The organism is Acinetobacter sichuanensis (genome assembly GCF_003024515.2).
In the GTDB taxonomy this organism is placed as follows: Bacteria; Pseudomonadota; Gammaproteobacteria; order Pseudomonadales; family Moraxellaceae; genus Acinetobacter; species Acinetobacter sichuanensis.
In genome coordinates, this window is sequence record NZ_PYIX02000014.1 from 40,708 (window position 1) to 63,511 (window position 22,804).

Consider the following 22,804-nt stretch of genomic DNA (forward strand, 5'->3'; position numbering starts at 1 on the left):
ATGGTTGTGAAGAAAATTACTCAAAAACCTACCAGTGAACAGCAACGAGCAATTGATAAAGCAACACGACTAAAAACCAGTTTTAAATTGATTGCTTTTGCTGGTACTGGTAAGACTACGACATTGATCCATTGTAGTAGTGCTTTGCAACAACTAGGTAAGCTTGGACTATATCTATCATTTAATAAAAAGATGGCAGATGAAGCTAATCAAAAATTCGCTGAATATGGGCTGAATTCAGTCACATGTTCTACATTCCATTCTCTAGCTTACAGAAATATACCTGGTTGGCTGAAAAATAAGATTAACAAACCTACGTTACTTCCTAAAGATATTGTTCAAAAGTTTAAGCTTGAAAACATTCGATTTCAGTACAACGGGAAAAACCGACAACTCACCGATCTAACATTAGCGCTGATTATCCTTAATACATTACGTTATTTTTGTATGACAGTGGATCAGACTGTTACCAATGATCATGCTTACATAGCTTTAAAAGAACAAACATCAATTAAGCGCAATGACGTTCTTGAAGATAAAATCACTTCAATTGCGAAAATGATCTGGAATGATGTAGTTGATCCAAACGGTGATTATGGTATTACACACGATTACTATCTCAAGTGGTGGGTACTGCAAAAACCACAACTTGATTTTGATTACGTGATGGTAGATGAAAGCCAAGATAGTGACCAATTAATACTAGACGTACTCAAACGTCAAAAAGCAAAAGTTATTTTTGTTGGAGATCCATACCAAAGCATATATGGCTTTAGGGGTGCGAAAGATATTTTACAGAACCTAGATCTTGAAGCATTGTACTTAGAACAGTCGTTTCGGTTTGGTAATGCAGTTGCAGATATAGCTAATCTACTTCTCAATAAACTTTTTGGTGAAACCAGACAGTTAAAAGGTTTACCAAGTAAAACGTCAAAAGTTACCACTTTCAGTACATCAAGTTATGCACCATCTTCATTGAACGCGATTATTTGTAGAACAAATGCTACGGCTTTTGAATACTTTTTTAAGTTTCATGGCTACCTTAATGGCGAAAAGAAAATACGTCTTGAGGTTGATGGAAAGCGCAGTAAAGATATTTTCAGTGGGATTTTTCAACTGAGAGCAAATAAACGGCCAACGTGTAAAGAGCTTCAAAACTTTTCTTCCTACCAAGAGCTTGTGGACCATATACAAGTGTTTGGAGAAGTGGAGGGGGCAACTACAGAATTAAAAACCTTTCTGAATCTAACAAACCAATACTCATGGCAAGTGATTGAGTGGGCGTTAGAAAATAGTATGGCTGATGATGAAACTGACCCAAAAAACACTTTGGTCATTAGCACATCACACAAGAGTAAAGGTTTAGAGTGGGATAATGTCCTAATCGCAAAAGGCTTTAACTATAAAATTCTCGATAAAAAGCTAATGATTTCTGCAGATGAAAAACGGCTGTTGTATGTGACCGTAACACGAGCCAAAAACATATTATTTACAGATGGCATTAATGATTTATTGGAACACTTAAATTCAAAAAATACGGAGATTTCAAATGCCTAATCAAGTTGAAGTTCTGCAAAATAGAGTGTTTCAGGCATGTCACAATGCTAGTTATATTCGCGGAGAGTTTCATCACGAACCGTATATCATGGAGCTTGTTAAGAAAAAGGGCTCACAGGTCGCAGATATAATCACACCACTTCTTGAAATGTTTCATCTAATTGAAAAGGAAACAAAGTCAATCTTTAGTTTCACGGAAGATTTTAATTTCAAGCAACGCCATTTTGAACCAGGTGTTTATCTCAAAACTAAAGAGATATTAAATGGTGTAGAAACGTTCGATGGCCTGGCTATCGTTGATATTCCTTCAGGATCTTTTAGAAGCATTGTCATAGATTCAGGCGGTGGAATTGCTTCAAGTAAACATACAATTGAGCAGTTTAAGGAATTAAAGGGGAGATATTTAATTCCATTTTATTTTGATGGAATATATGTGCACCCTCACTGTTATACATATTTTTTCATCGAAAATGATATTAAGAGGGTGATGCCCCTTGAGGCTTATGATTCAAGCAAAGTAGGAAATGAGCAAAACATGGGCTTGCATTGGGTAGAAGAAGCAATTGAATACGGTAATCTTCACTTTGGGTTTGAAGTTGAAACACCAGATACCGAAACAATTATAGAAAAAGTCTAAAACCAAACGACAAAAAAGGGCATCTTATAGATGCCCTTTTTATGTTTTGAAATTAATAAGAAAGGTCGATTGCCACTTGTGCTAAAGATGTAAAAGCAGAGGATTCACACATAAAAGATTGACGAATAAAAAACGATGGATTGTATGAGCTCACCATAGTTTGACTATCACAGTTTTGGCTAAATTTAATATGTTGTGTATTGATTGCTTGCCAAGCTGCAGCATTCTTTTGACTTTCCGCACGAACGTCTTTGATGAAACGTGTTAATGATTGGTTGTATGGTGTATTGCACTTAAGTTCTGGTGAACCGTACTCAGAATCACGCGCTTCATTATAATTAAACACGCATTTTTGATACTCAGCTTGTACCTTGTTATAAGCTTGAATAGCTTCAGCTTTGGTCTTATAACCAGCGTTGGCAGATGACGTAATAATGGTAGCAGCACATAACAAAGCTAAACTTAAAAACTTTTTCATAACCTGATCCTTTATTACTTCATTAATGCCGGAATAAACATTGCCCAACCTAATTTATTGGTCGCTTTACATTGCATGCTTAGTGTTTTGTACTTTGCAGTCTGGCCAGCGTATAACTGATCGCAGTTAGCAAGTAACTGAGTAAAGTTTCGATTGTGATCAGCTAGAACACGCGGAGCTTCTTCATTATTAATATATTTAGAAGCAAGGCTACCAAGCTGACTTGCGCGGTTATAAACATTTGTATAGCAATTTAGGTGTTTTGCATCAAATGGATCGTTAGAAACCGCAGCACATTTAACGTTTACTAAGCGCAGTTTTTCAAGTTCAGCACGAATAGAGTCTGAGCTAGTATTAGCACTAGCATTAAAAGATGCACATGCTAAAAGGCTAAAACCCAATAAAGACAAAAATCTGTTTTTCATAATATTTCCTTTAATTGCTCTATTAAGGGTATTCAGAATAGTAAGGGCATAAACGCATAACAATACCTTCAAATGTAACGGCTTCAGCTAAAGTCACAACACCATCTCGAGGGTTTCTATCGAGGTTTCTGTTCGCATTATATTCACGACTAGGGCTTTTATATGGTCCACCTAAAACTAGAGCATAAAACCCAGCTATTGTTTTATTATTATAGTCGCTTTTACGTTGTCGTGCTTTTACTGCAAGATATAAATCTAATAATTCGACTTGTTGTTGAGCACTCAGTGTAGTGATTTGCTTAGGGTTTGATTTAATTGAAGCTGGTATTCCTCTCGCTGTTAAATCTGAAGCATTAATATCTGTTATACCAATTTTAGTCCATTGACTTAAACCATATGCACCAGCGTTGTTGTCAATTTTAAGATTAAAACCGGCAGATTCAAAACCAAGAATAGCTGCAACGTCATTAGGGTTATAACCATGTTTTAAAGAAACACGTTTAATACCATCTTTAACCGCACCAAAAGCACCTGGTATACCCCAACCACATTTACGATCTGGAGTACCTTGTCCACCTTTTAAGATTTGTGCATCTGAATAAACTTGCCCGTTTCCACCTTCCTCAAAAAGCTGTTTCATTTCAACTACTGCTACTTCAGGAATAACAGTTGGTTGTTCAGCTTTCGTATAAAGTTCATCTACACGGCCAGAATAGCGTTGAGTTTCTGACGCTGTATAAGCTGCCAAAAGAGCCTCTAAGCGTTCATTTTGTTTATGGATCTCTTTAGTCAAATAGTTTTGTGCATTGATAATGTTTAGCTTTTCAATCAAAAGCCCCATCATCGACATAGTTGCTAATTCATTAAACCATTTAGAGTTGCCATAACGTCCAGTACCAATGTTTTCAATTAATTCTGCTGGCGTAGAATTAAGTGCACCAATATCAAAACCCACATCATCAGCCGTACCACCAAAAATAGTTCTAGGCGGTGCATATTGAGCAACATCATTTGCATAAATGGTACCGCTTGCAGCTGCTTCAGGTGAGATAGTACCGTCAGCAATCATTTGAGCGACTTGCACTTGTGCAGATCCATAAGCATCCATCGAAACATCGCCACTAAATGCAAGTGCTGGAAGCTTTTTGCCTTGTTTTACTGCAATGCCATCTACCGATGAAGAAACGGGGAGGGTGATTCCTGTTGATGATGAATATAAGGCATTCCATTGAGTCCTAATGGTGTTACCCAAGTACGGTGTGTATTTGTTTTCTAATGCTTGTCCTTGTGGCGAGACACTAATCACAACGTCTTGAGGTAAATATGGCGTAGGATCTGTTAACTTATATTCAGAACTACCCACATATGGCGCAGATCCTTTAACGCGTTGCTGAAGTGCAATGGATGGATTTTTAAAAACTTGATCTAAGTTTTTATTCAGCCAAACATCTAGCCCACGTTTTGCCTTTACACCATATTCAATGTGCAAATGCACGGCACATGAACCACAGCCTTTATTTGACATGTGTGCGATGTTTTGACCAGCTTGAATACGTTGACCAGGGTAAGCGTTATATTTTTTTTGATACGATGGATCAGTATGGCGATACATGATTCGATCGCCAGTATCCATCTGCATAATTAGTGGGTTAGTGGTTGATTGGTTGCTTGCACCAGATGAACGTGTGTCATAAGAGACAATAGAACCTGAACCAATTGCTTTAAGTGTAAGGTCATTAGGATTCGCACGACTAATATCAATACCGTTATGACTACCAGCAGCGCCCCCTCGCAAACGAAATTCACCAAAACGACCAGCACTACGGCGCCCATCATTCGGCATGATCGAATATTTATGGAAAATCATTTTTTGAGCGTTGTTAGGAACTTTTGCCGTATTAGCATTTGTAGCGGTTACGTTTTCAGAAATAGGATCGGCGTTAGCGGTATAAATAAAAGCCGAACAAGTCACTAAAATTGCGACTTTAATGCCACAGCTCAAGGGCTTTAATTGAAATGAGGGTTTAAATTTCATAAGTGAATCGCCAGGCTTAAAGGAAGTTCTTAAAATAAATTAACTTCTTATTAAATGTCCCTAATAGCTAAGTGGACGGATTAAGTATATACGATTAAATACTTATTTTATACTTTAAAAAAAGTTTTTAGGTTTTGTTTTAAGATAGTATATACATATAGCGTTAATCTTATTGATAGGTTTAAGAATAAGGTTACATGGTTTTAATATTTTAATTTAATAAAAGTAGTGAGGTATCTAAATATGTTAAATCACGCACACGTTTTAAGCGCTACTTTCGACCAAGCGATTGACCGTGCTTCAATGGGATTAGACTTTTTAATCCAAAACAAAGTACACATGAAGAATGAAAATGCCTTGTTAGCTCACATTGAAATGCTAGAAAACAGAATCAAAGGTATTACAAATCAGTACAACGAATTGGTTACTGAAGCGAACGCACACATTGATGACGTTACAAGCAAGCACAATGAGCTGGCGAACAAGTACAACAATGTTTGCGCCCAAATGAAAGCAAAAGACATCGAGCTTAATAACAAGCAAATTGAGTTAGAAGAAGAGCGTATCAACAACTTTGACTTACTTGTGCAAAACCGTTCATATAACAATTTGAACCGTGCTTACAGTCATGCAGTTGGTCAGCTAGAGAAAGATCAACAGCAACTTGTTAATATCGGCGTTCGTAGATTTATTTTTAACTCTACAAACAAAAACAACATTCAGAAAATCAACTTTTAATTATGAATATTTTGATAAAAAAAATGGTGCTTATAAAGCACCATTTTTTATTGTCTAGATTTTAAGGTTTACCTTTAAACTTAGACAGAGTTGAACTTAAACCTGAACGCACACGATTAGTCATAGTGCTACGGCCAGAAATATTAGATTTCTTGGTTGCACTAGAACTAGCACCAAAACGTGCATTAGGAGTCGAACCAGTACCATACGTATAGCCAGTACCACTTGCAACATTCACACTACCGAAAGTAGAACCAGTCTTAGATGCTGATGCTTTAGCTACACCACGATTAAACGTAGAAGCTGTTTTTCCGTAAGCATTTGCACCATATAGACCACCACCAGTAGTAGGCGTATTATTTGTACCACTTACACTTGTAGCACCCATACCGAATGTAGATTGACCTTGGCTTGGGGTAGGTGATGTTGGTTTAGCACCAAGACCAGTTCTACCACCCGTACCACCAGTGACACCACTTGGAGTAATACCACCTGTACCACCAGTTGCAGCGCCAAAAGAAGCGGATCTAGCTGGCATGTTTACAGGGCTATATGCAGTCGTACTACCAGTACCGCCTAATGTATTACCACCTGTACCACCATTGCCACCACCACCACCTTTCGGATTATTTGGACCACCCTTACCACCATCAGGACGTCTACCAGGCGGTAAAGGACGGCGAGATGCTGGAGATGGACCAGACAACGTACTTGCAGCGCCACCAAACTTTTGAATAGCTTCTTTTGAGTTTGTTTCACCCCACTGACCGCCATTCAATCCAGAACCAATCCATTGTTGTACTTGGTCAGCAACACTAAATACCAACCCGTAAATCAGGTAGATCGCTGAAGTCATCAAGAATAGATATAAGAAGAACTTCCAGATAAACGTAATCAGCTCAGTAAAGATAACTGTAAACGTATTAGATGAATAAGCGATGCTCATTGCACCTTGGTAGCTAAAGAACATATCAGTAAGCGTAACAAGAGCTGGCCCGATAATAATTTCAGCCATCCAGAAACCAACAATGATAAATATTGGTCGCATGAACAACGTTAATACCGTGACATAACCTTGTGTTTGGCTACCGACAAAAGTACGCTCAGGGATCATGTGCATTAGCGCCCATAAAGGCAAACCACACACAGCGTATAGGATATGGATGATCCAACCTACACAAGCTAGACCAAAGAAGATCATTGGCATATATGGAATAACAACCGCCATCCACACACCAAGAATCGTCAAATACGTTACTAGCTGACCAAGGATAGGAGCAAAGATATTTTCAACGGCATATTCTAAAGCGTTGGTGCCTTCTTCAGTTACGCCCTTAAGCCCTGGTACCCATTGAACAAGAGCAGAACCAGAACGAGCAGTAAGCACGACTAATTTCATGCCGACAACAGTACCTTGAGCCACAGCTTTATAGACTAAGATTGCTTCACCAGTATCTTGAATATTACGGATAACATTCGTATTGCGGTGCAATGTAGTAGGGCTGATATTTGAGCTTGACGAATTATTATTTAATAATTCCGCATCGCCTTTTTCACCGACCAATACACCCATTACCAATGATTTAGTAATGTTTGTTGCCCAAGCAGAACCATATGCCGAAAACTTTTGATCGATGTTGGATACTTTGTTTGAGTCACCACCATCGGTAGACATTGATATTAAGTTGGTAGAGTCGGCAATATCGCCGTTTGCCACCCAATTATTGTTGGATGTAATGCTACCAACAGCATTATCCATTGCAACATAAACGGTGTTATAAATTGCTTCACCTTTTGAGTTGCTCATGATTGCTGAATTCAGTGTAGGAGGGCTGAACGTCCACAAAGGTTCAGTAATATACTTCTCAACAATAGCGCGATATTGACCTACTTTAATACGAGCTTCAGGCGTCATCATCCAACCGCGCTGATTTAGCGTATTAACAACAGTTTGAACCGCAGTATAGCCATTTTCAGAAGTCAGAACATTATTCGTTACGGTATGACTCTTATTCACATAATTATCAACTAGCGCATTGAAAGCATCCATAGCAGCTTTACTAATCGGGAATGTTCCTTCCTGTTCAGTGGCATTAGGGCTTACTTGATATGCGATATACCACTTTTCTAAATCGATAAAGAATTGACGATATAGATTGTTCTTTTCTTGTTGTAACTTAGCTTGAACATTTGCCAAAGCAACGTTGATCTTGTTTTGATCTGATTGGCGAAGTTTATAAACAGGAATGTCCATTAACTCAGCATTAACCGCAGCTGGATTAACAACGTTCATTGAAGCACCGCCACAGATCGGCTCTTTTTTGCCCCCAACTTCTAAACGGCTGTCAGCGTAAGCGAAGTTATAAGTAACAGATGTCCAGTTACTTGCAGTTTTAGCGGTTTTATCAATGTAGTTTTGCTTTTTCTCTACTGCAGTCATGCTAACACCAGGATTAGCATTCGCCCCATAAGCACCATCACTAAAATAGCGCCCGAATGCTGGCGGTAGAGTATAAAACTCTTGGTTTAGAACGTTAATACAATGCAACTGGCGAAGCATAACAGGCGCATTTTTCCTAAATCCAAAGATGTCACGCTGATGATCGTGCGTATCTGACAAACTAGCCGAAGCCATTAAGGATTCGCCTAACGTTCTATTATTAATTGTATTGGATACATTATTTGACCATAGCACCATACCTAGCACGACTACTTGAATGAAACAGTAGCCGGACGCCGTAGGTAAAAGTAAAATAATCGAATATAATATTCGGGAAAACATCGTAGTGACTTTTGAATCTTTCCCGAAAGCTTCACCGTCCTGGGCGCTTTTCAAAAGTGCTGTTAAACCAATACCGATCGCAAAAACCAAAACCAACGACATTGCCACACTAGCTACACCGCCTAATAATATATTAGTGAGTAAACCTGATGATGGTACTGTCGAGGCTGGTCCAGACGCATTGATAAACGCATTGATGAAGTCGTGTCCAAAGATAGATGAGAGAAGAGTAACGGCTTGGTCGCCATCACAATTCGGATTTGTCGATTGACAAAATAAACTCATAGCTAACTCACCGTTTTTCTTAATGCTTCTTATACATCGCTTACTTAAGACGACTAAAAGCAAAGTGTTATAAATTACAAGTTAGACGTTTAACTAAAAGGCTTAATACCTTTTAACCAAAGAATCATTAAAACCATTTTATTACAAATAACAATGGTTTTTAAATTAGCAATAATGTACCACAAAACTGTTATTGGTATATACAGAAAGTTTAAACATGACTTGCTAATTGTTTTAAAGATTTAGTTTAAATACAAGAGACTATTATGGATAAAGCAAAGTTTACATCTCACTTAATTTTACTGTCGGAAATTAAGAAATCTGTATCTAAAGATATGGGGAAAGATATAACTGTTTTAGAGTTATCCTACATACTCAACCAAAGCATAAATCCTTTAATGGCAATAACTTATAAAGAAAAACTAGATAAAATAAATACTTTTGAATTAGATCCTATTGAAGTTCTCAAAAAACGGAAGAACCTAAAAATATTAAAAGTATTAAACCTCATGCTTACGTTAAATCTAGACAAAACCATTAAAAAAGACGATATAGAAAGTTACAACGAGTATAAAGACAAGTTTTTAGAGAACATCGCAACAATAGGTTTAGACAGATTAGAGCAAGAAGCGTTAAAGGTACAAATTGAAAATTTATTGAAGTATAATTGGGTATCTTAATACATCTCTTAATTTTAAGATTCTGACTTTAATAAAGGGTTTAAGCCAAATGGAAAACATACAGAACGAAGAAGATATACTTCAAGACGCGACCAGAGCCGTTTTTAATTGTGGCACTAGTTTTAGTGAAGCTAAAGTAGTTTCCCTTACTGACGAGTTTAACCCACAACCTACACTACAAACACAACGAACCAACCTAAAATATATCTACGACAATAAACTACCGAATGAAATTGGACGTCAATTAGCGCAAGAACCAGAATACCAAGAAGAAACACGTTCATTACTTGTTGGTCACTTTAAAGAAATGGCTCTAGAAGATTTAATTGAGCAGCAAGATTACCAAAACCGCTACAAACAAACAGATCCAGAATTGGACCAAGACAATGAATCTGAAAACAATATGGATAATGAATACACATCACGCCCACCAGAGCCTAGACCTTGGTAAGCCTAACCATTAAAAAGAAAATGCCCGAATGATGGGCATTTTTTATATCTACGTAATATCTAGCTTCAAAAGTTCAGATGGATCTATGCGCTGACGGAATGAACATGCGAGTTCTTTTACAATTTGATTTTGATATTGTTTGCGGTCGAATGTGTCAAAAGCTGAAACCTCAATTTCAGGATCAGTGATTGCATTTAGAAGATCCTTGGTTGCATTGAGTGATGCTGTAGGACAAACATAGATAAGGTTAAGCACTGAAGTACGAAGCAAAATATCTAATAAGTGATATTTGGGCGGTTCCAGTTCCTTATCTACATTAGAAAAGTAGTTCACAAGATAAATGTCATTTGATAAATGCAGATTGATATTGTCAATGAGATCTTTGGTAACACCGTCAAGAATGCCATTCACCTTCAACAAAAGTTCAGTGTTTTCTATGTCTTTAATTTTTTGCGTATCGACACGTTCATTAAATAAGTTGTTTAGATTTCTCAAAAACTTTGGTTGTGGCGCCGTAGTTTCAAAATACATCTGATTTTTAATACGGTTCTTCATGTAAGTTTGGATCATCTTAGCTTCAGAAGAAAGAAACTCAATCTTAAACGTGTCGTATGACACTAGATCAATAAATACTTGCTGGCCAGCACCCGACTTAATATCAAACCAGTTCATAAAAATACTGGCTTTGAGTGATTTCAATTGTTTAAGAATAGCCGTCTTCTCAAAATCATTCATATTGAAGTAGCTACTTGAAAAAGTATCGAGATAAAACTTCCATTTATCTTGCACTATATTCCACGCTTGATTAATAGAAATGATTGGAGCATCTATAATTTCATCTTTGATGAATTTTGACAGCTCATATAATTCATTTAAACGTGCTTGGTAGTTGAAGTCTTGAGTAATCACATTCTTTTCTGATGTTGTGGACTCAGAATCCTCAAGATCCGCACCAACCAATAAATAAGCATCGGTTACTTTTGGTGTTTCCTTATTTGACGGTGCTGGTACTGGAGCACTAGAAAGTTCAGTGGAAAAAGTTTCATCATCTTCCGCTGGCGTATACGGCGGTGTAGTCTCTTCATTAGGAGAACGTGCGTCTGTACGTTCAGCAAAAAAGTAAAACAATTCTTCTTGCGGTGCAACTTTAAACGGCGTCACATTATTATTGATGATTGCTTTTACAATATGGTTTGCCAGTTTAAGCGTGTAGGATAGGGCATGTATATAAAGCTCTAATGTTGCAAAGTTACTGGTATCAACTTCATTAGCACCAAACCAAGATAGGTTACGCAGTTCAAGCCAGCTCGTGAAAGAAGCGTGAGAGCTATTAAAACTTAGATCTACGGTCTTGGACAAATAGATAAAAACGCAAAACAAAAACCTATTTTTGTACTCATACTTAAATACATCAGAATCGGTCCAGATCTTATTCTCAATGAGAGCAAGAATGTAATTTAAAAGCTCATGGTGTTTAATCGAATCGATTAAGTTGTCTGGTAATACTTTTAGTTTATTAAGGTGTGGTTTTACAGGTGCATCATTGGATGGTTTAAGGAAGTGGTAGAACAAGTTAAATGTTTGCGTATCATCTATATCAATTACAGGTTCATAATCATCTTCATCTACGTTATTTAGATCCTGTTGAATATCGACTATTTGCCCGGTGTGACCTTCTGAACGGTCAATCTGGCAGATACTAAAAAGAACAGGCAAAACCCCGACAATATTACGGTTGTCAATTGTTTGATAGTGGGTATCAAAAAATATCGTATCAGCTAAAAACGTACCTTTATGATAGTTGAGAAAGAAGAATAGTACGTTATTTAAAGAACGGTGATTTTCACCAGAAGAGGTGTTAGAAGTAGCGTTAAAGTCATCGAAAAAAACTAAATTTGTATCCATCTAAAAATACTTTAAACCACACCCTTAAACTATTACTAATAAGCATATAAGTTTTAAGAGAGGGTTTAAAGTTAATTTTAAATATATTTAATGGAGTTTAAGACATGGGGCTTTGTAAGCGCTCTACATTTGATGAAAGGTCAGAAACATCTTGCTCTAAAGTCATTGCCTGGTCTATCGCACGTTTCATTAAATATTCTTGATTAATTTCTTTAGGCTCTTTACGAGTAGCATTCTTTTGTTCTTCTTCTAATTTGAAACGTTCAAAAGCGAAAATAGAACGAATAATACATAAGCTATCTTCAAGTAGGTCTGAATGCACTTTAGGAAAAATTAGATCAGGATCTAAATCAGATGCGACTTGGTTAAACAGCATAAATTGATCGCGATGTTCGATAAGAAATTCATCATATGTACCGAACTCAGATTCGATCATATCTGGACAATTTGCGAGAGTAGAGACTTTCGTATCTTGTGATAACAGAATTGAATCACCTGATGGCGCAACTAAAGCATGAATAGGTTGTTCTGCAATAGGAGCCAACAACACTACAGTAAATGGGCGTGTTTGGTTTTTCATGGTTAGTCCTAATTAATATAAAAAAAGCTTTGGCCAAAAAGTCTATTTTGAAATTTTGGTAGGTTAATGGAATCGAATAGAAGGTCCGTCTCTTTAGTACACTTCTGATTAATTAGATAAATGATATTTTGAAGAAGTGCAATTAATTTAAATGGACTGTTGTATTCATTGAATATGGGTGCAGCAATGCAAAGAGTCTTTTTTCTATCGGTTGATAATGCCCATGGGTTCACCAGGGTAAAGCTCACCTTGGCATTATTATGTTCAATTGGTCGTGCATAAATATCAAGAACATCGGATAAAGTAGATACCTTTAATTCTTTTGAAATGTCAGTAAGAATCTCACTGACTTGAAGCGCTGTTTTATCATGAATATCGCTTATAGTGATGCAAACACCACTATTACTATTCATTAAATTTGCATAAAGAACTTCAATAACCATGGACTCGTCTTTGGATAAATCCTTTAAATTGGCATTGACTAAATCTATGATCCGATCTGATTTTTGTTCAAGTTTAATTTGAAGCAAAAGCGGTTCATTCTTTTTTGAAACAGGGAGTACTTTATAATCGCTAAGATTGTAATTTAACCGCTTCATTTCAGTAATCAGTGTTTCTTTGGCATTATCAAAAAGCTTCTGATCTCTCTTGGTTAAACCAATAACAAAATTTGTAGACATGAGTATATTCATGATCCACAAAGCAGTAGATAAGGATAAAACACTATCCTTAACAACTTCTGAATCTGAATCAGAAAACCCAGATATTTGCTTGATTTTGTCGGTTATCGAAATCATGTGAACCCTTGTTTAATTCGGCATTTTCATCTGAAACTTTGTCAAAAAGATTAGTTTGATTAAGTACGTCTTGGATATTTTTTTGTGGATCATCACTGAGTAAACATTGGAATAGGGCGCTAATTAAAGTAGCAAGTGATGTTCCATAGTCATTGGTACACTTGATTAACTGGCCAGCATCTAAGCAAATTGGTGTTTCATCATCATAAAGCAAGTGTAATTCTGGTGATTCAGCATAAACCAACTTTACATGAGTATCCGTGATGATTAACTCAACTTCTAAGTACTCATTATTTTCAACAAAATATTTAAAGCGCAACATCAATGCATCATCGCCACGTTCTATATATACAATTTGTCGATCGGTCGTATTGGTATGGCTGACGAATCTATTCTCTTTTGTGATCTGATCAATGTAGTTCAAAAAGATGGTTTTGAGTGACGCACTTAAAATACCTTTGGCAGCGAGTTCACTTTTCAAGTAAGGCAGAAAGTTTTCAAGATTTTCATGCAATGGTTTTTGCATTCGATCATCTCCAATGGGATTAATAAAAGGGCATACACATCAAATGTACAGCGACTCAGTTATGACTATTTCGTTACAACAGTTACTTAAAAGACTGCAGACTGTTTGACTTATAAAACTGATACTTTCGCCACACTTTTAATTCAGAAATATCTAACTTGTTTCTAAATCAATATGGCTTTATTTGATTATAAAGCCACATTGAAAGTTTAAATATTTAAAAATTATTTTTAGTATATACCTAAATCTAAGATTTAAAATGGATCTAACTTTTAACTGGCAAACTTTGTTGCTTTGGTTAAAAGGGTTAAGTCTTCATGGAATTGATTTTTTAAAAACCCATAGTTAAAAACGTAACTAATAAAGGTGAAAAACTCTAATTGGTTCGGTATTTTGTCTTCAAGAATACTGACCTCTAATTGCAATGTTCCTGTTGCACGTTTCTTAGAATGAAACTTAAGACCATCAAATGTTTGACCGTAATAAGTTGATATTTCCAAGAAAACTAAACGGAAAAAATAAGGGAAGATTTGAGAAACAACACGCTCAGGATCATCAATTTGAGTTAAACGTCTACCGTTGTGATATTTAAACTTAATACCATCAGCCATACTTTTTTCTACCAACAGGCGAATATAGGCATGACTACGAGTAATCATGCTTTTAAGTGGCGTTTTTGCTTCATGAATATTTTCGTATTGCATTTAGTTATCTCACATCTCAAGTCTTAATTGGTCAGCTTCATTTTCTTTTTCAATCGAAACTTCAGCAATAATTTTTTGGGTATTTTCGTTTTGCAGATCTTGATCAAATATTACACAAGTTTCGACTAATTGTTCAGTCAAGTTTCTGCAGATCTCAAACTCTAAACCTTTAGGTTGTACGGTAGGGTAGCCGTCAATTAAAAATGAGTTTTTCATTTCATTTTCATTTGAAACTTTAGAGTACAAATAAGTCTCAAAATAACGAGCAAACATTTCGGTACTGGTCGCGTAATACGGCGTTGCACGATTTTCAGCACTGTCGATATTTAAACAGTCCTTTTTATAACGCGATAGATTGTCACTAAAACGAATATCACCTACGTTAACTTCAACGTCTTGCGACTTATCAAAGAAGTTTTGCATTTGAGTATGAGGATTTTTAACTCCCTCAGGCATGTACTTCTCTACCAGGTTATAGAACTTGTATTTAGATGACTCTATCAAGTATTCAGATAGGTTTTGCGATAGTGTTTTTAAATCCACATTCGCTGCGTTCGCAACACCTGTAATTTTTTCTTCCAAACCGGTTGTAGGTAAATGATGTTCTGGCTGGCGCATATCATTAAGTTTTTGCTGATAGCGCTCAAACGACTTAAAGCTTATAGCATTAATGTCAGTGTTAATTTTAGAGACAATGACATCCACCTTGTCTTGAACTGTACTGAAGAAAGATAGGTTTGTATCAGCTTTATATTCACGCTCATACTTCTTCAAGTACTCTTCAATTTTCTCAAACTGACGGCGAATGAGATCTTCATAGTGCTTTTGGTGCCAGTCAAAGAAGCTGTTTAAGGTTTTGCGCGTAGAATTAGGATAATTCTCTTTATTCTTAATCACTTCATCATGCATTGAATCAGCAACAGTGTGGTACGCCTTGATTGCAGTCTCAGCATTCTCATGAAGTACTTGACCGTAATTTTTCATTGGCTGAACTGGCTCATTCATCATCGCACGATGTACCTTTTCAAAAGCACGACCGGACTCAGTAACAGGGGAGTATCCAGCATCCAACATATTTGATAAGAAGTGTCGTGCACCTGGTATCTCAAAATTAGGGATGTCTTCATAATAGTCCTGAAGTACAGAACGATTCATTTGAGCGTGATTTTTATATACTTCCGCTTTTTCCAACATTCCCAAGTGTGCATCTAGCGCATGGCCATACTCATGAGCCAAACTTCCAGATCCGCTATCACGAGTTAAGTTAACCACGTTCTTAGACAGTTCAAAATGCGCTGCAGATCCTTTAATTCCGCGTGAAGCCAAAGCAACACCCAAGTTCAATAAACCATTGTTTGATTTAAAGCCCATGAGTTGTTTTAAGTCAGCCAATGAGTCATACACGGCATTAACCAACTGTTGAGCCACAGGACTAACTTTATTGCCTACTTCAACACCACGGATAGAAAAGTCATCTTTAAGCTTGAATGAATCCACATCGGCACCTTGGCGATGATCAGGACCAGTACGAGAGTAATTTAACAATCCGTAAATACTTGATTGGACTTTTTCAGTCACAAAGCCATTTTCAAGTTTTTTCACTTCACTGGTAAATGACGGCAAACGTGGTGCTTTAGGTGTATTCACAGCTTCAGTCGTTGCTTCTATAACTGGTGCAACAGGATCTTTAACATAAATAGGTGCAGATTCAGCTTTAACTAAACCACTTTCAATCGCACTTTTCAGAACGTATGGTTCAAGCACAGTTGAATATAAGCCAGTACGTTGCATGTTGCTGATCGCATCGCTCACATCTTTAGTGACTTTCGACTTACCGTAAAAATCAAAGATCTTACCTGTTGATAGAATCTCACTGAGTTCTTTATCAATCGTTTTTTCGATGATTTTCTCAAGCTGAACACTGATACCGCCTGTATGTTCTGGCATAATGTAGTACTCATTCAAATTGCTAAGCAATTCGAAGTAGTTTTTGTAGTTGTTCTTGGTACCTTTACTATAAAGCCCGATATAGTCTTTACGTTGGCGATCAGTCATACCAAGACTTTCAGCAGATAAGCTTTTATTGTTTCTTACCGCATGAATCAACTCTTCTTGAGTATCTACCATCAAATTTCTGATGTTAGAAACAACAGCCACATACGCACGTAATTCTGTCGCTCGTTGGCTATCAAGCATCAACGCATTTTTAGAGAATAACGGTTTAGTTGGGCAGTAGTCATACATTGCCTTTACGAATATTTTGTCATCAATACCGAGTGGCGTATTGGTGTACCAAGCTTGGAATTCTTTATTTGCAACGATTTTTGCTTTTCGATAGTCCGTAGCTGTTTGATCGGCTGATGTCGCTGAAATATATTCCAATGAAATGTATTCACCGTAGCGATCTTTATGTGCACCGCCAAACTTGGCACCTACATCACCTAAGTACATAGCAGGGGAGTCACTTGGCTCTACCTTTACATCAACAGGCACATATTTGTCTTTTGGTACCAATTGATCGATAAACGTGAAGTCAGTAAACACACGGTTTTGAAGTTGTAAGACATCTTCAACTGAGCGCATACTTTTAACAGGAAAAACGCACAGAGACTTGTAATCACCGTGAATATCGGACTTATCACCAAAAAGTTTAACCGATGCATATTCATTGTCGGTCGATGGCTTGATGGCCAAAAACAATTTGTGATTTTCAGTTTTGATATACGGCTTTATGTGTGCGGTTTGATCGTATAGAGCACCAAGCGTATTCGTAATCAAAGTTTGGAAATGCAAACTTGCTAACTGTTTATTCTCAAAGTCAGTTTTGTGTTTAATCTGAATTTCAGGCAAGTTAGATAGTGCTAATTGCTCTAAAGTGGTACCGAAATTAACCTTAGATTCGATAGCATTTAAGATTTCGTGACTAAACTGGTCTACATCATCAAAACCAGTAATCAATTGATACTGATAGTCATGAGACGGTATACGAAGAAGCACGGCAGTTAATTGAGGCTCATAGTCCGTATCAACCATAAACAATTGCGGTGTTTCATCTTGTTGAGATGATTTGTTTAGCAACTTGTATTGGTGAACTTTAGGGTTGGAACCTACAAAATGCTCAGCATAAGCCTGTTTAATCGTATCTTGTAATGCTTTGACATGCTCAAGCATGACGGCATTGACTTCATTTAAAGCGGTTAAGGTTTTATATTTTTCTGCAAACGCCTCATTCACGGCGATCTGCTCTAACATAAATCTAGGCTGAATATCCTCAAGTTCTGGATTACCTACACGGTTTAATACAACACTAAATTTGAGCTTATTAATGAACGGATCAGGTTCACCATTGATACCATTGCTAAAAAGTTCTTTAAGATCACTTTTCTGAAGTTTAGAGTTCACCAAATCAAACGGATGAACTTCTTCAAATGCCTGAACATCAAAAACTTTGGTTAAGTTTTTAGGCATGATTGCTGTCTGGCCATCTACATGAGCGATAACATAGGTGTACGCTGGAGAGATGTTGCTCAGAAGCTCAGTGACTTCATTCGGTTTTTTATCGTAGCTAAGATCCTCAAACTTTTCGTATGTTGCAGAATTAAGATTGCTGATGAAATCTAATTTAGAGTTGAAATTAGATGGATGATCAGAAATGTACTGGAACATCTTGTTTGGTAAAGACGTAAACACTTTATTGATTAAAGTTTGCTGACTATCTTTAGCTTTGAAGAAGTTGAGATCTGACTCGTAATATTTTTCAAAAGTGAACTTAGCTGGAGGCATAAACGTCATGCTGTTGCGTGAAGTCGATAACTTAAACAAAGCATTCGCAGACGTTTTAACCGCATCTCTATCATTAAAGCCAGTAGCCTTATGTATATTGGCATCTAGGGAAACTGAATGCCCAATAAACGGCGCATTTTTGTCTTTATGATTGTAGAGGCGTATATACTGAAGATCATTCTTTTGAAACACAGTTATAAACAAATCATGATCAGGGATCTTGATTGCGCCGTGGTGATCTTCATAGTGCTTTACAGCATTTTCTAGCTGAGTGTTAAAGTATTCAGATTCACTATTGAACTGTACGTTCTCTTCTTCAGCTGTTAGAGAAAAATATTTAACGTTATTCTGAAAAGCTACATTAGGTTTGAGAAGATCCTTAATCACCTCAAATTCTTTTTGTACTTCAACATCAAATTTGCCAAAAACTGTACGCTGATTAATATCAATCAGGTTCAGATAGTTGAATAGCTGAATGTTGTTGTAGTTGTGGTTCGGTAGGGCAGTTTTGTTTAACTGGAGCTTACCATCTTCTAACTGCATGCTTTGGACTTGCTTCAAGTCATCTGCAGTCAGCTCTACACCAAAGACTTTCTTAGTTTCTTGTTTGAGCTCTTTATCTTCACCAGCAATCACTAAGGCAGCTAGTTTTTGTGCCTTGTCATAATCGCCATCTTCTAGATATAGGGTTTTTTCAACAAAATACTTGGCAATGTTCGCATACGCTTGATTTGTTGCTTTGTAGCCATCGGTAGACAATGAAAAATGTTTGTTTTCATCAAATTCATTTGATTTAACGGTTTTAACTTTTAAATCGTCAATGTCACCCGTTGGTTTAATCTGAACATAGATTTCATCTGCAGCGAGATCCATGTTCGAGACAAATAAGGTCGAATTTTTAGAATAAAACTGACGTTCGATACTCGACAACAGATCCTTTGCATCTTTACGGTCTTCTTCCATGTCAGACTGCATATCTTCAGCAATCGACTTGATGTTTTCGCCACGGTCATCCTTTGTGATAAATGACCAGTCTTGTTGCGGATATTTGGCTGTTAATGCCTTTTGGAAGCTTTGAACTTCAACAAAGCGATTGAACTGACGGTCCAGACTAAACCCATCTGTATGTGATGAAGTTTTAGCAAGAATATCCTCAGGAACAGAATCAGATTTAGTCTTACGATTGAAGTTTTCACTTGCATTTGGCACCAATAAATTACGGAATAAAATCTCATTTACACCGTTCTTTAAGAATGACGCACTTTTAGTTTGTGATAGAGATTGTTTTAAAAATGCTTCATCAAAGTTTGATTCATCAAGAAGCCGAGTAAACTCTTCAAAATACGCTGAAGCTAATTTATCGTTATTAGCAAGATCAGCCGTGCACAGATCGCTTAACTCTAAACGCTGTACATCTTGCTCTAGCTCTAAAGGCGCAGAAAAATCACCAGCAACAAAATCATTGATATTTTGCTCAACATAATTGTTCGTGCGTGACATCAACATATCAACTGCAGTTTCATTATTCACAAATTCCTGAAGCTCAGGCGTGTTAATTGAAACCAATTGATTGTCGAATTGCTTAGATAGTAATTTGAACAGATCCGCTTTATGTTGATTGCTTTCTACTTCAGATTCAAAACCTACAAATTTGCCGTTTTCATCTTTAGCGTAGTAGAAGCTGTTTTTATTAAACAAAAAGGTATTTGTTGCAGACGTAATGCCAGATACCAAAGTTTCACTTTGCCATAAGACTTTTTTAACTTCATTGTACTGTTTTGAGATCTCAACATTGTGTGTGTCGATTTCGTCAGAGATCGCTTGAATATCATCTACGCTGAAGTTTTTTGTTTGTGTAGCTGAGCGCACGACATCTTGAATTTCAGCATATTTCTGATTTAGATAATCACTATATTGCTTCTCAATTTGTTGAGCTTGTTCAGTAGCCTTAGGAATGACATAGACATCCAAGATCTGTCTAATTTCAAGCATAGACGGCGCGAAATCACGCACCTTGTCATTGCCTCTTGCATCCAATAATTCTTCAGGAAACTTTAAGAGCTCTTTAAGTACGGCAACATCATCAATTTCTGGAGTAGGGAGGTCATTTGCAATGTTGAGTAGATCAGACTCAGTAATAGATGCCTTCTCAGTTGCCTCAAAATTAACATCAAGATCATTCAAGATCTCGTTAACATTTGATTCATTGAGTTGTTCTTCTAGTTTACGCTGTTTGATTTCAGCAGATTGGTGATCATAGAGCGCATTAAACTTAGGAACGATGTTTACAGAGAATTCAGAGAACTCTTGGCTCAGATCGGCAAAGAAAACTTTACCTGTTGGCATCTGGCGTACCATTTGTTGTAAGACATCATGGCGAAGCATGGCAGCGTCATACACCATCTTATCTACAAGGCGTGTTTCAATACCTTGTTTAGACGCCATCCATGTGCCGTGTTCATCTTTATAAAAAGCTGGAATACCTTGTTTAGCGGATTCTAATAGCTTTGGATACGGCAATTGCTGTTGATTAAACACACGGTCTATCACAACAAGATCAGAAGCTAATTTTTGTACATAAGCATCAACATCTTTAAAGCTCATGTTAAACATTCTGTTGCCACGGCCATGCTCAATCAGCTGATTAAAAGTGGACTCGTATTCATGAGCAAAATGCACCAGGTTAATATTGTCATTTAACCCCAATGCTTCATACGGATCATGAGCAAAGATTTCAGGAATATGGCGCAAGTCATCAATAATCAGTAACGAACCATCTTTTTCGTAATTGACGGGTACTGCAAATGGAGACAACTTAATTTTGGCTAGATTATCTAGACTTTCGCCACTGGCCATCGCCGATTCTTCATCTAGATAGACTTTAGAGAAGATATTTTCATAGCCATAATCTTGAAGACGATTAAAAGGAATTTTTGAAGACTGAAATTGAGCCAAGTAGGATTTGTTCGATTCCTGAAGACTGGTTTTCAGCGTATCAAGGATATTAGATCCATTGTTTAGCTTACTGACATACACTTCAGGGAAAGCGGAAAGGCGTTCGGTCGCTGATGCGAAGTAACTTTTCCAGTTCGGAATGTTCTTCTTAAACGGTAGATTGGTGAGATAAATATCTTCTTGCTTAGTCGGTACTTTCATATCGTTGGTAAACGCTGGAAAGACCTTCTGAAGATCGTTTAGATCGATACCAGACTTTGCCGGGTTCTTATAGTAGTACGCATGAATACCATCATCATTTTGCACTTCATAAAAATGGGCATCCATTAACACTTGTTCAAATTGCTTAGAACTGTTTTGTTCAATAGATTTTTTGAATTGCTCAAATTCATTAACAACAAGCATCGCCGTTTTTGGGCGAAAATTGTTGGCTGGCGATACTACAAGACGCGCACCAAGACCAGTTAAATTAGGCCATTTAACTTCATTCACTTTATAGTCTCCTACTTGGTCACATAGCATGATCCAAGACTTTAAAACGACTCTTACGAGTACTTATATGTGCTTATATTAAACTAAAAAATTAACTTTGAGGGAGGGTTTAGGCGTTATTCTTTAAAATAGTATATACCGAGTAAATAGCACTGTTTAAATACCTATCATTTTTAATAAAACCATCTAAAACCGTGCACTATTCTTTCTTTTTTTATAAATAAAAATGCCACCGTATAGGTGACATCTTGCTTAAAGCTGATGGTTACATTTTAACAAATTCGTTTTTAGCGAGTTCGTCTGGTTGGGTGCCATCTTCTACACCTACAATAATTCCAGTACCACGAATAAAGTAGCCACTATTATTCGGATATTGGACCAAGGTAACATTATGCTCAAGGTTACTTTCTAAAAAGGTAGTGCCGTATCCCCAAAACTTATTTAAGCCTTGCCATGGAGCATCCTTAATATAATTGTTTTGGGCATATTGAATGGTGTATTGACCAATTGGAAGAGATATATTGACAGTTTGCTTTTTGGGTACCTGAACAACGGCTCGTAACCTTTTAGTGGCCTTATCTCGAATGATAAACACAGTATCAACATTTTGAGATTCCATTGAAACAGGACCAAAATGTTGTGTGTTTTCCATACTGGAAACATTAATCACTTCTTTTTTAAATGGCATGGCTGCACTATTGGCTACCATTTTTTGATGTTCAGCATAGTCTTTTGCCATTTGTAGACCGTTTTCAGGTTCATTCGGTTGGCCTGGATTGGCTGACTCTACTGATTGAGCTTGTTTCGATATTGCCCGTGTAGCACTTTGAGCAAAGAGATCGACCAATCCGAAATGATTAGCCACAGATATAATTGCAACTGCTAGACCAAAACCAGCAAATTGCTTTGGAATTGCTATTGCCATAGCGCCCCCTGATTCCATTTATAAGATTTAAATAAAAAAAAGATGCCACCCACAGGGGATAGCATCCAA

16 protein-coding genes are annotated in these 22,804 nt (G+C 37.0%); 5 read left to right on the plus strand and 11 right to left on the minus strand.

Going from position 1 to position 22,804, the window contains the following annotated elements:
- A complete protein-coding gene (locus C9E89_RS10205) occupies positions 1 to 1,557 on the plus strand; it encodes a UvrD-helicase domain-containing protein (RefSeq protein ID WP_044100668.1) in 1,557 nt (518 codons plus the stop codon).
- Positions 1,550 to 2,194: a hypothetical protein gene (locus C9E89_RS10210; RefSeq protein WP_005028658.1), complete on the plus strand. Its 645-nt coding sequence runs from the start codon at positions 1,550 to 1,552 to the stop codon at positions 2,192 to 2,194. Before C9E89_RS10205 ends, C9E89_RS10210 begins: the two co-directional genes overlap by 8 nt.
- A gap of 52 nt (positions 2,195 to 2,246) precedes the next feature.
- Here the strand turns inward: C9E89_RS10210 and C9E89_RS10215 are convergent, their stop codons facing one another.
- Genes C9E89_RS10215 through C9E89_RS10225 form a run of 3 tightly spaced genes read right to left on the minus strand, consistent with a single transcriptional unit; the run spans position 2,247 to position 5,132 of the window.
- Positions 2,247 to 2,672, minus strand: coding sequence for a hypothetical protein (locus C9E89_RS10215; protein ID WP_005028662.1), 426 nt, complete (start codon positions 2,670 to 2,672; stop codon positions 2,247 to 2,249).
- A 14-nt stretch (positions 2,673 to 2,686) separates the two neighbouring features.
- Positions 2,687 to 3,097, minus strand: coding sequence for a hypothetical protein (locus C9E89_RS10220; RefSeq protein WP_005005820.1), 411 nt, complete (start codon positions 3,095 to 3,097; stop codon positions 2,687 to 2,689).
- A gap of 22 nt (positions 3,098 to 3,119) precedes the next feature.
- Positions 3,120 to 5,132 (minus strand): peptidoglycan DD-metalloendopeptidase family protein, encoded by a 2,013-nt coding sequence (locus C9E89_RS10225; protein ID WP_005028664.1) that lies wholly within the window; start codon positions 5,130 to 5,132, stop codon positions 3,120 to 3,122.
- A gap of 243 nt (positions 5,133 to 5,375) precedes the next feature.
- Between C9E89_RS10225 and C9E89_RS10230 the strand changes: the two genes are divergently transcribed.
- The gene (locus tag C9E89_RS10230) at positions 5,376 to 5,870 is read left to right on the plus strand and encodes a hypothetical protein (protein WP_005028665.1); all 495 of its coding nucleotides are present in this window, start codon (positions 5,376 to 5,378) and stop codon (positions 5,868 to 5,870) included.
- Between the two features lie 61 nt (positions 5,871 to 5,931).
- Here the strand turns inward: C9E89_RS10230 and C9E89_RS10235 are convergent, their stop codons facing one another.
- A complete protein-coding gene (locus C9E89_RS10235) occupies positions 5,932 to 8,937 on the minus strand; it encodes a DotA/TraY family protein (RefSeq protein ID WP_005028667.1) in 3,006 nt (1,001 codons plus the stop codon).
- A 266-nt stretch (positions 8,938 to 9,203) separates the two neighbouring features.
- Here C9E89_RS10235 and C9E89_RS10240 point away from each other — a divergent pair, with 266 nt between their 5' ends.
- Both C9E89_RS10240 and C9E89_RS10245 read left to right on the plus strand, forming a co-directional pair.
- Positions 9,204 to 9,617, plus strand: coding sequence for a hypothetical protein (locus C9E89_RS10240; protein WP_005028668.1), 414 nt, complete (start codon positions 9,204 to 9,206; stop codon positions 9,615 to 9,617).
- Between the two features lie 49 nt (positions 9,618 to 9,666).
- A complete protein-coding gene (locus C9E89_RS10245) occupies positions 9,667 to 10,068 on the plus strand; it encodes a hypothetical protein (protein WP_005028669.1) in 402 nt (133 codons plus the stop codon).
- A gap of 48 nt (positions 10,069 to 10,116) precedes the next feature.
- Here C9E89_RS10245 and C9E89_RS10250 read toward each other — a convergent pair whose 3' ends face one another.
- The 7 genes from C9E89_RS10250 to C9E89_RS10280 form a co-directional block, all read right to left on the minus strand.
- Entirely contained in the window at positions 10,117 to 11,973 is a 1,857-nt protein-coding gene (locus C9E89_RS10250) for a phosphohexomutase domain-containing protein (RefSeq protein ID WP_005028670.1), read from the minus strand.
- 97 nt (positions 11,974 to 12,070) lie between these two features.
- On the minus strand, positions 12,071 to 12,553 hold the full coding sequence (locus C9E89_RS10255) for a hypothetical protein (RefSeq protein ID WP_005028671.1): 483 nt from the start codon (positions 12,551 to 12,553) through the stop codon (positions 12,071 to 12,073).
- Between the two features lie 8 nt (positions 12,554 to 12,561).
- Complete coding sequence (locus C9E89_RS10260; RefSeq protein WP_005028672.1) at positions 12,562 to 13,350, minus strand: hypothetical protein; 789 nt, start codon at positions 13,348 to 13,350, stop codon at positions 12,562 to 12,564.
- Positions 13,304 to 13,876 (minus strand): hypothetical protein, encoded by a 573-nt coding sequence (locus tag C9E89_RS10265; RefSeq protein ID WP_005028673.1) that lies wholly within the window; start codon positions 13,874 to 13,876, stop codon positions 13,304 to 13,306. Before C9E89_RS10265 ends, C9E89_RS10260 begins: the two co-directional genes overlap by 47 nt.
- Before the next feature lie 272 nt (positions 13,877 to 14,148).
- Complete coding sequence (locus C9E89_RS10270) at positions 14,149 to 14,580, minus strand: hypothetical protein (protein ID WP_005005806.1); 432 nt, start codon at positions 14,578 to 14,580, stop codon at positions 14,149 to 14,151.
- A gap of 9 nt (positions 14,581 to 14,589) precedes the next feature.
- Positions 14,590 to 21,810, minus strand: coding sequence for an LPD1 domain-containing protein (locus C9E89_RS10275; RefSeq protein ID WP_228199016.1), 7,221 nt, complete (start codon positions 21,808 to 21,810; stop codon positions 14,590 to 14,592).
- Between the two features lie 265 nt (positions 21,811 to 22,075).
- Positions 22,076 to 22,735 carry a hypothetical protein gene (locus tag C9E89_RS10280; RefSeq protein ID WP_005028677.1) on the minus strand — a complete coding sequence of 220 codons (660 nt, stop codon included), beginning with the start codon at positions 22,733 to 22,735 and terminating at the stop codon, positions 22,076 to 22,078.
- Positions 22,736 to 22,804: the final 69 nt, after the last annotated feature.

Coding starts and splice junctions, on each gene's coding strand:
- C9E89_RS10205 (WP_044100668.1), top strand. CDS start 1: ATGGTTGTGAAGAAAATTACTCAAAAACCTACCAGTGAACAGCAACGA.
- C9E89_RS10210 (WP_005028658.1), top strand. CDS start 1,550: ATGCCTAATCAAGTTGAAGTTCTGCAAAATAGAGTGTTTCAGGCATGT.
- C9E89_RS10215 (WP_005028662.1), bottom strand. CDS start 2,672: ATGAAAAAGTTTTTAAGTTTAGCTTTGTTATGTGCTGCTACCATTATT.
- C9E89_RS10220 (WP_005005820.1), bottom strand. CDS start 3,097: ATGAAAAACAGATTTTTGTCTTTATTGGGTTTTAGCCTTTTAGCATGT.
- C9E89_RS10225 (WP_005028664.1), bottom strand. CDS start 5,132: ATGAAATTTAAACCCTCATTTCAATTAAAGCCCTTGAGCTGTGGCATT.
- C9E89_RS10230 (WP_005028665.1), top strand. CDS start 5,376: ATGTTAAATCACGCACACGTTTTAAGCGCTACTTTCGACCAAGCGATT.
- C9E89_RS10235 (WP_005028667.1), bottom strand. CDS start 8,937: ATGAGTTTATTTTGTCAATCGACAAATCCGAATTGTGATGGCGACCAA.
- C9E89_RS10240 (WP_005028668.1), top strand. CDS start 9,204: ATGGATAAAGCAAAGTTTACATCTCACTTAATTTTACTGTCGGAAATT.
- C9E89_RS10245 (WP_005028669.1), top strand. CDS start 9,667: ATGGAAAACATACAGAACGAAGAAGATATACTTCAAGACGCGACCAGA.
- C9E89_RS10250 (WP_005028670.1), bottom strand. CDS start 11,973: ATGGATACAAATTTAGTTTTTTTCGATGACTTTAACGCTACTTCTAAC.
- C9E89_RS10255 (WP_005028671.1), bottom strand. CDS start 12,553: ATGAAAAACCAAACACGCCCATTTACTGTAGTGTTGTTGGCTCCTATT.
- C9E89_RS10260 (WP_005028672.1), bottom strand. CDS start 13,350: ATGATTTCGATAACCGACAAAATCAAGCAAATATCTGGGTTTTCTGAT.
- C9E89_RS10265 (WP_005028673.1), bottom strand. CDS start 13,876: ATGCAAAAACCATTGCATGAAAATCTTGAAAACTTTCTGCCTTACTTG.
- C9E89_RS10270 (WP_005005806.1), bottom strand. CDS start 14,580: ATGCAATACGAAAATATTCATGAAGCAAAAACGCCACTTAAAAGCATG.
- C9E89_RS10280 (WP_005028677.1), bottom strand. CDS start 22,735: ATGGCAATAGCAATTCCAAAGCAATTTGCTGGTTTTGGTCTAGCAGTT.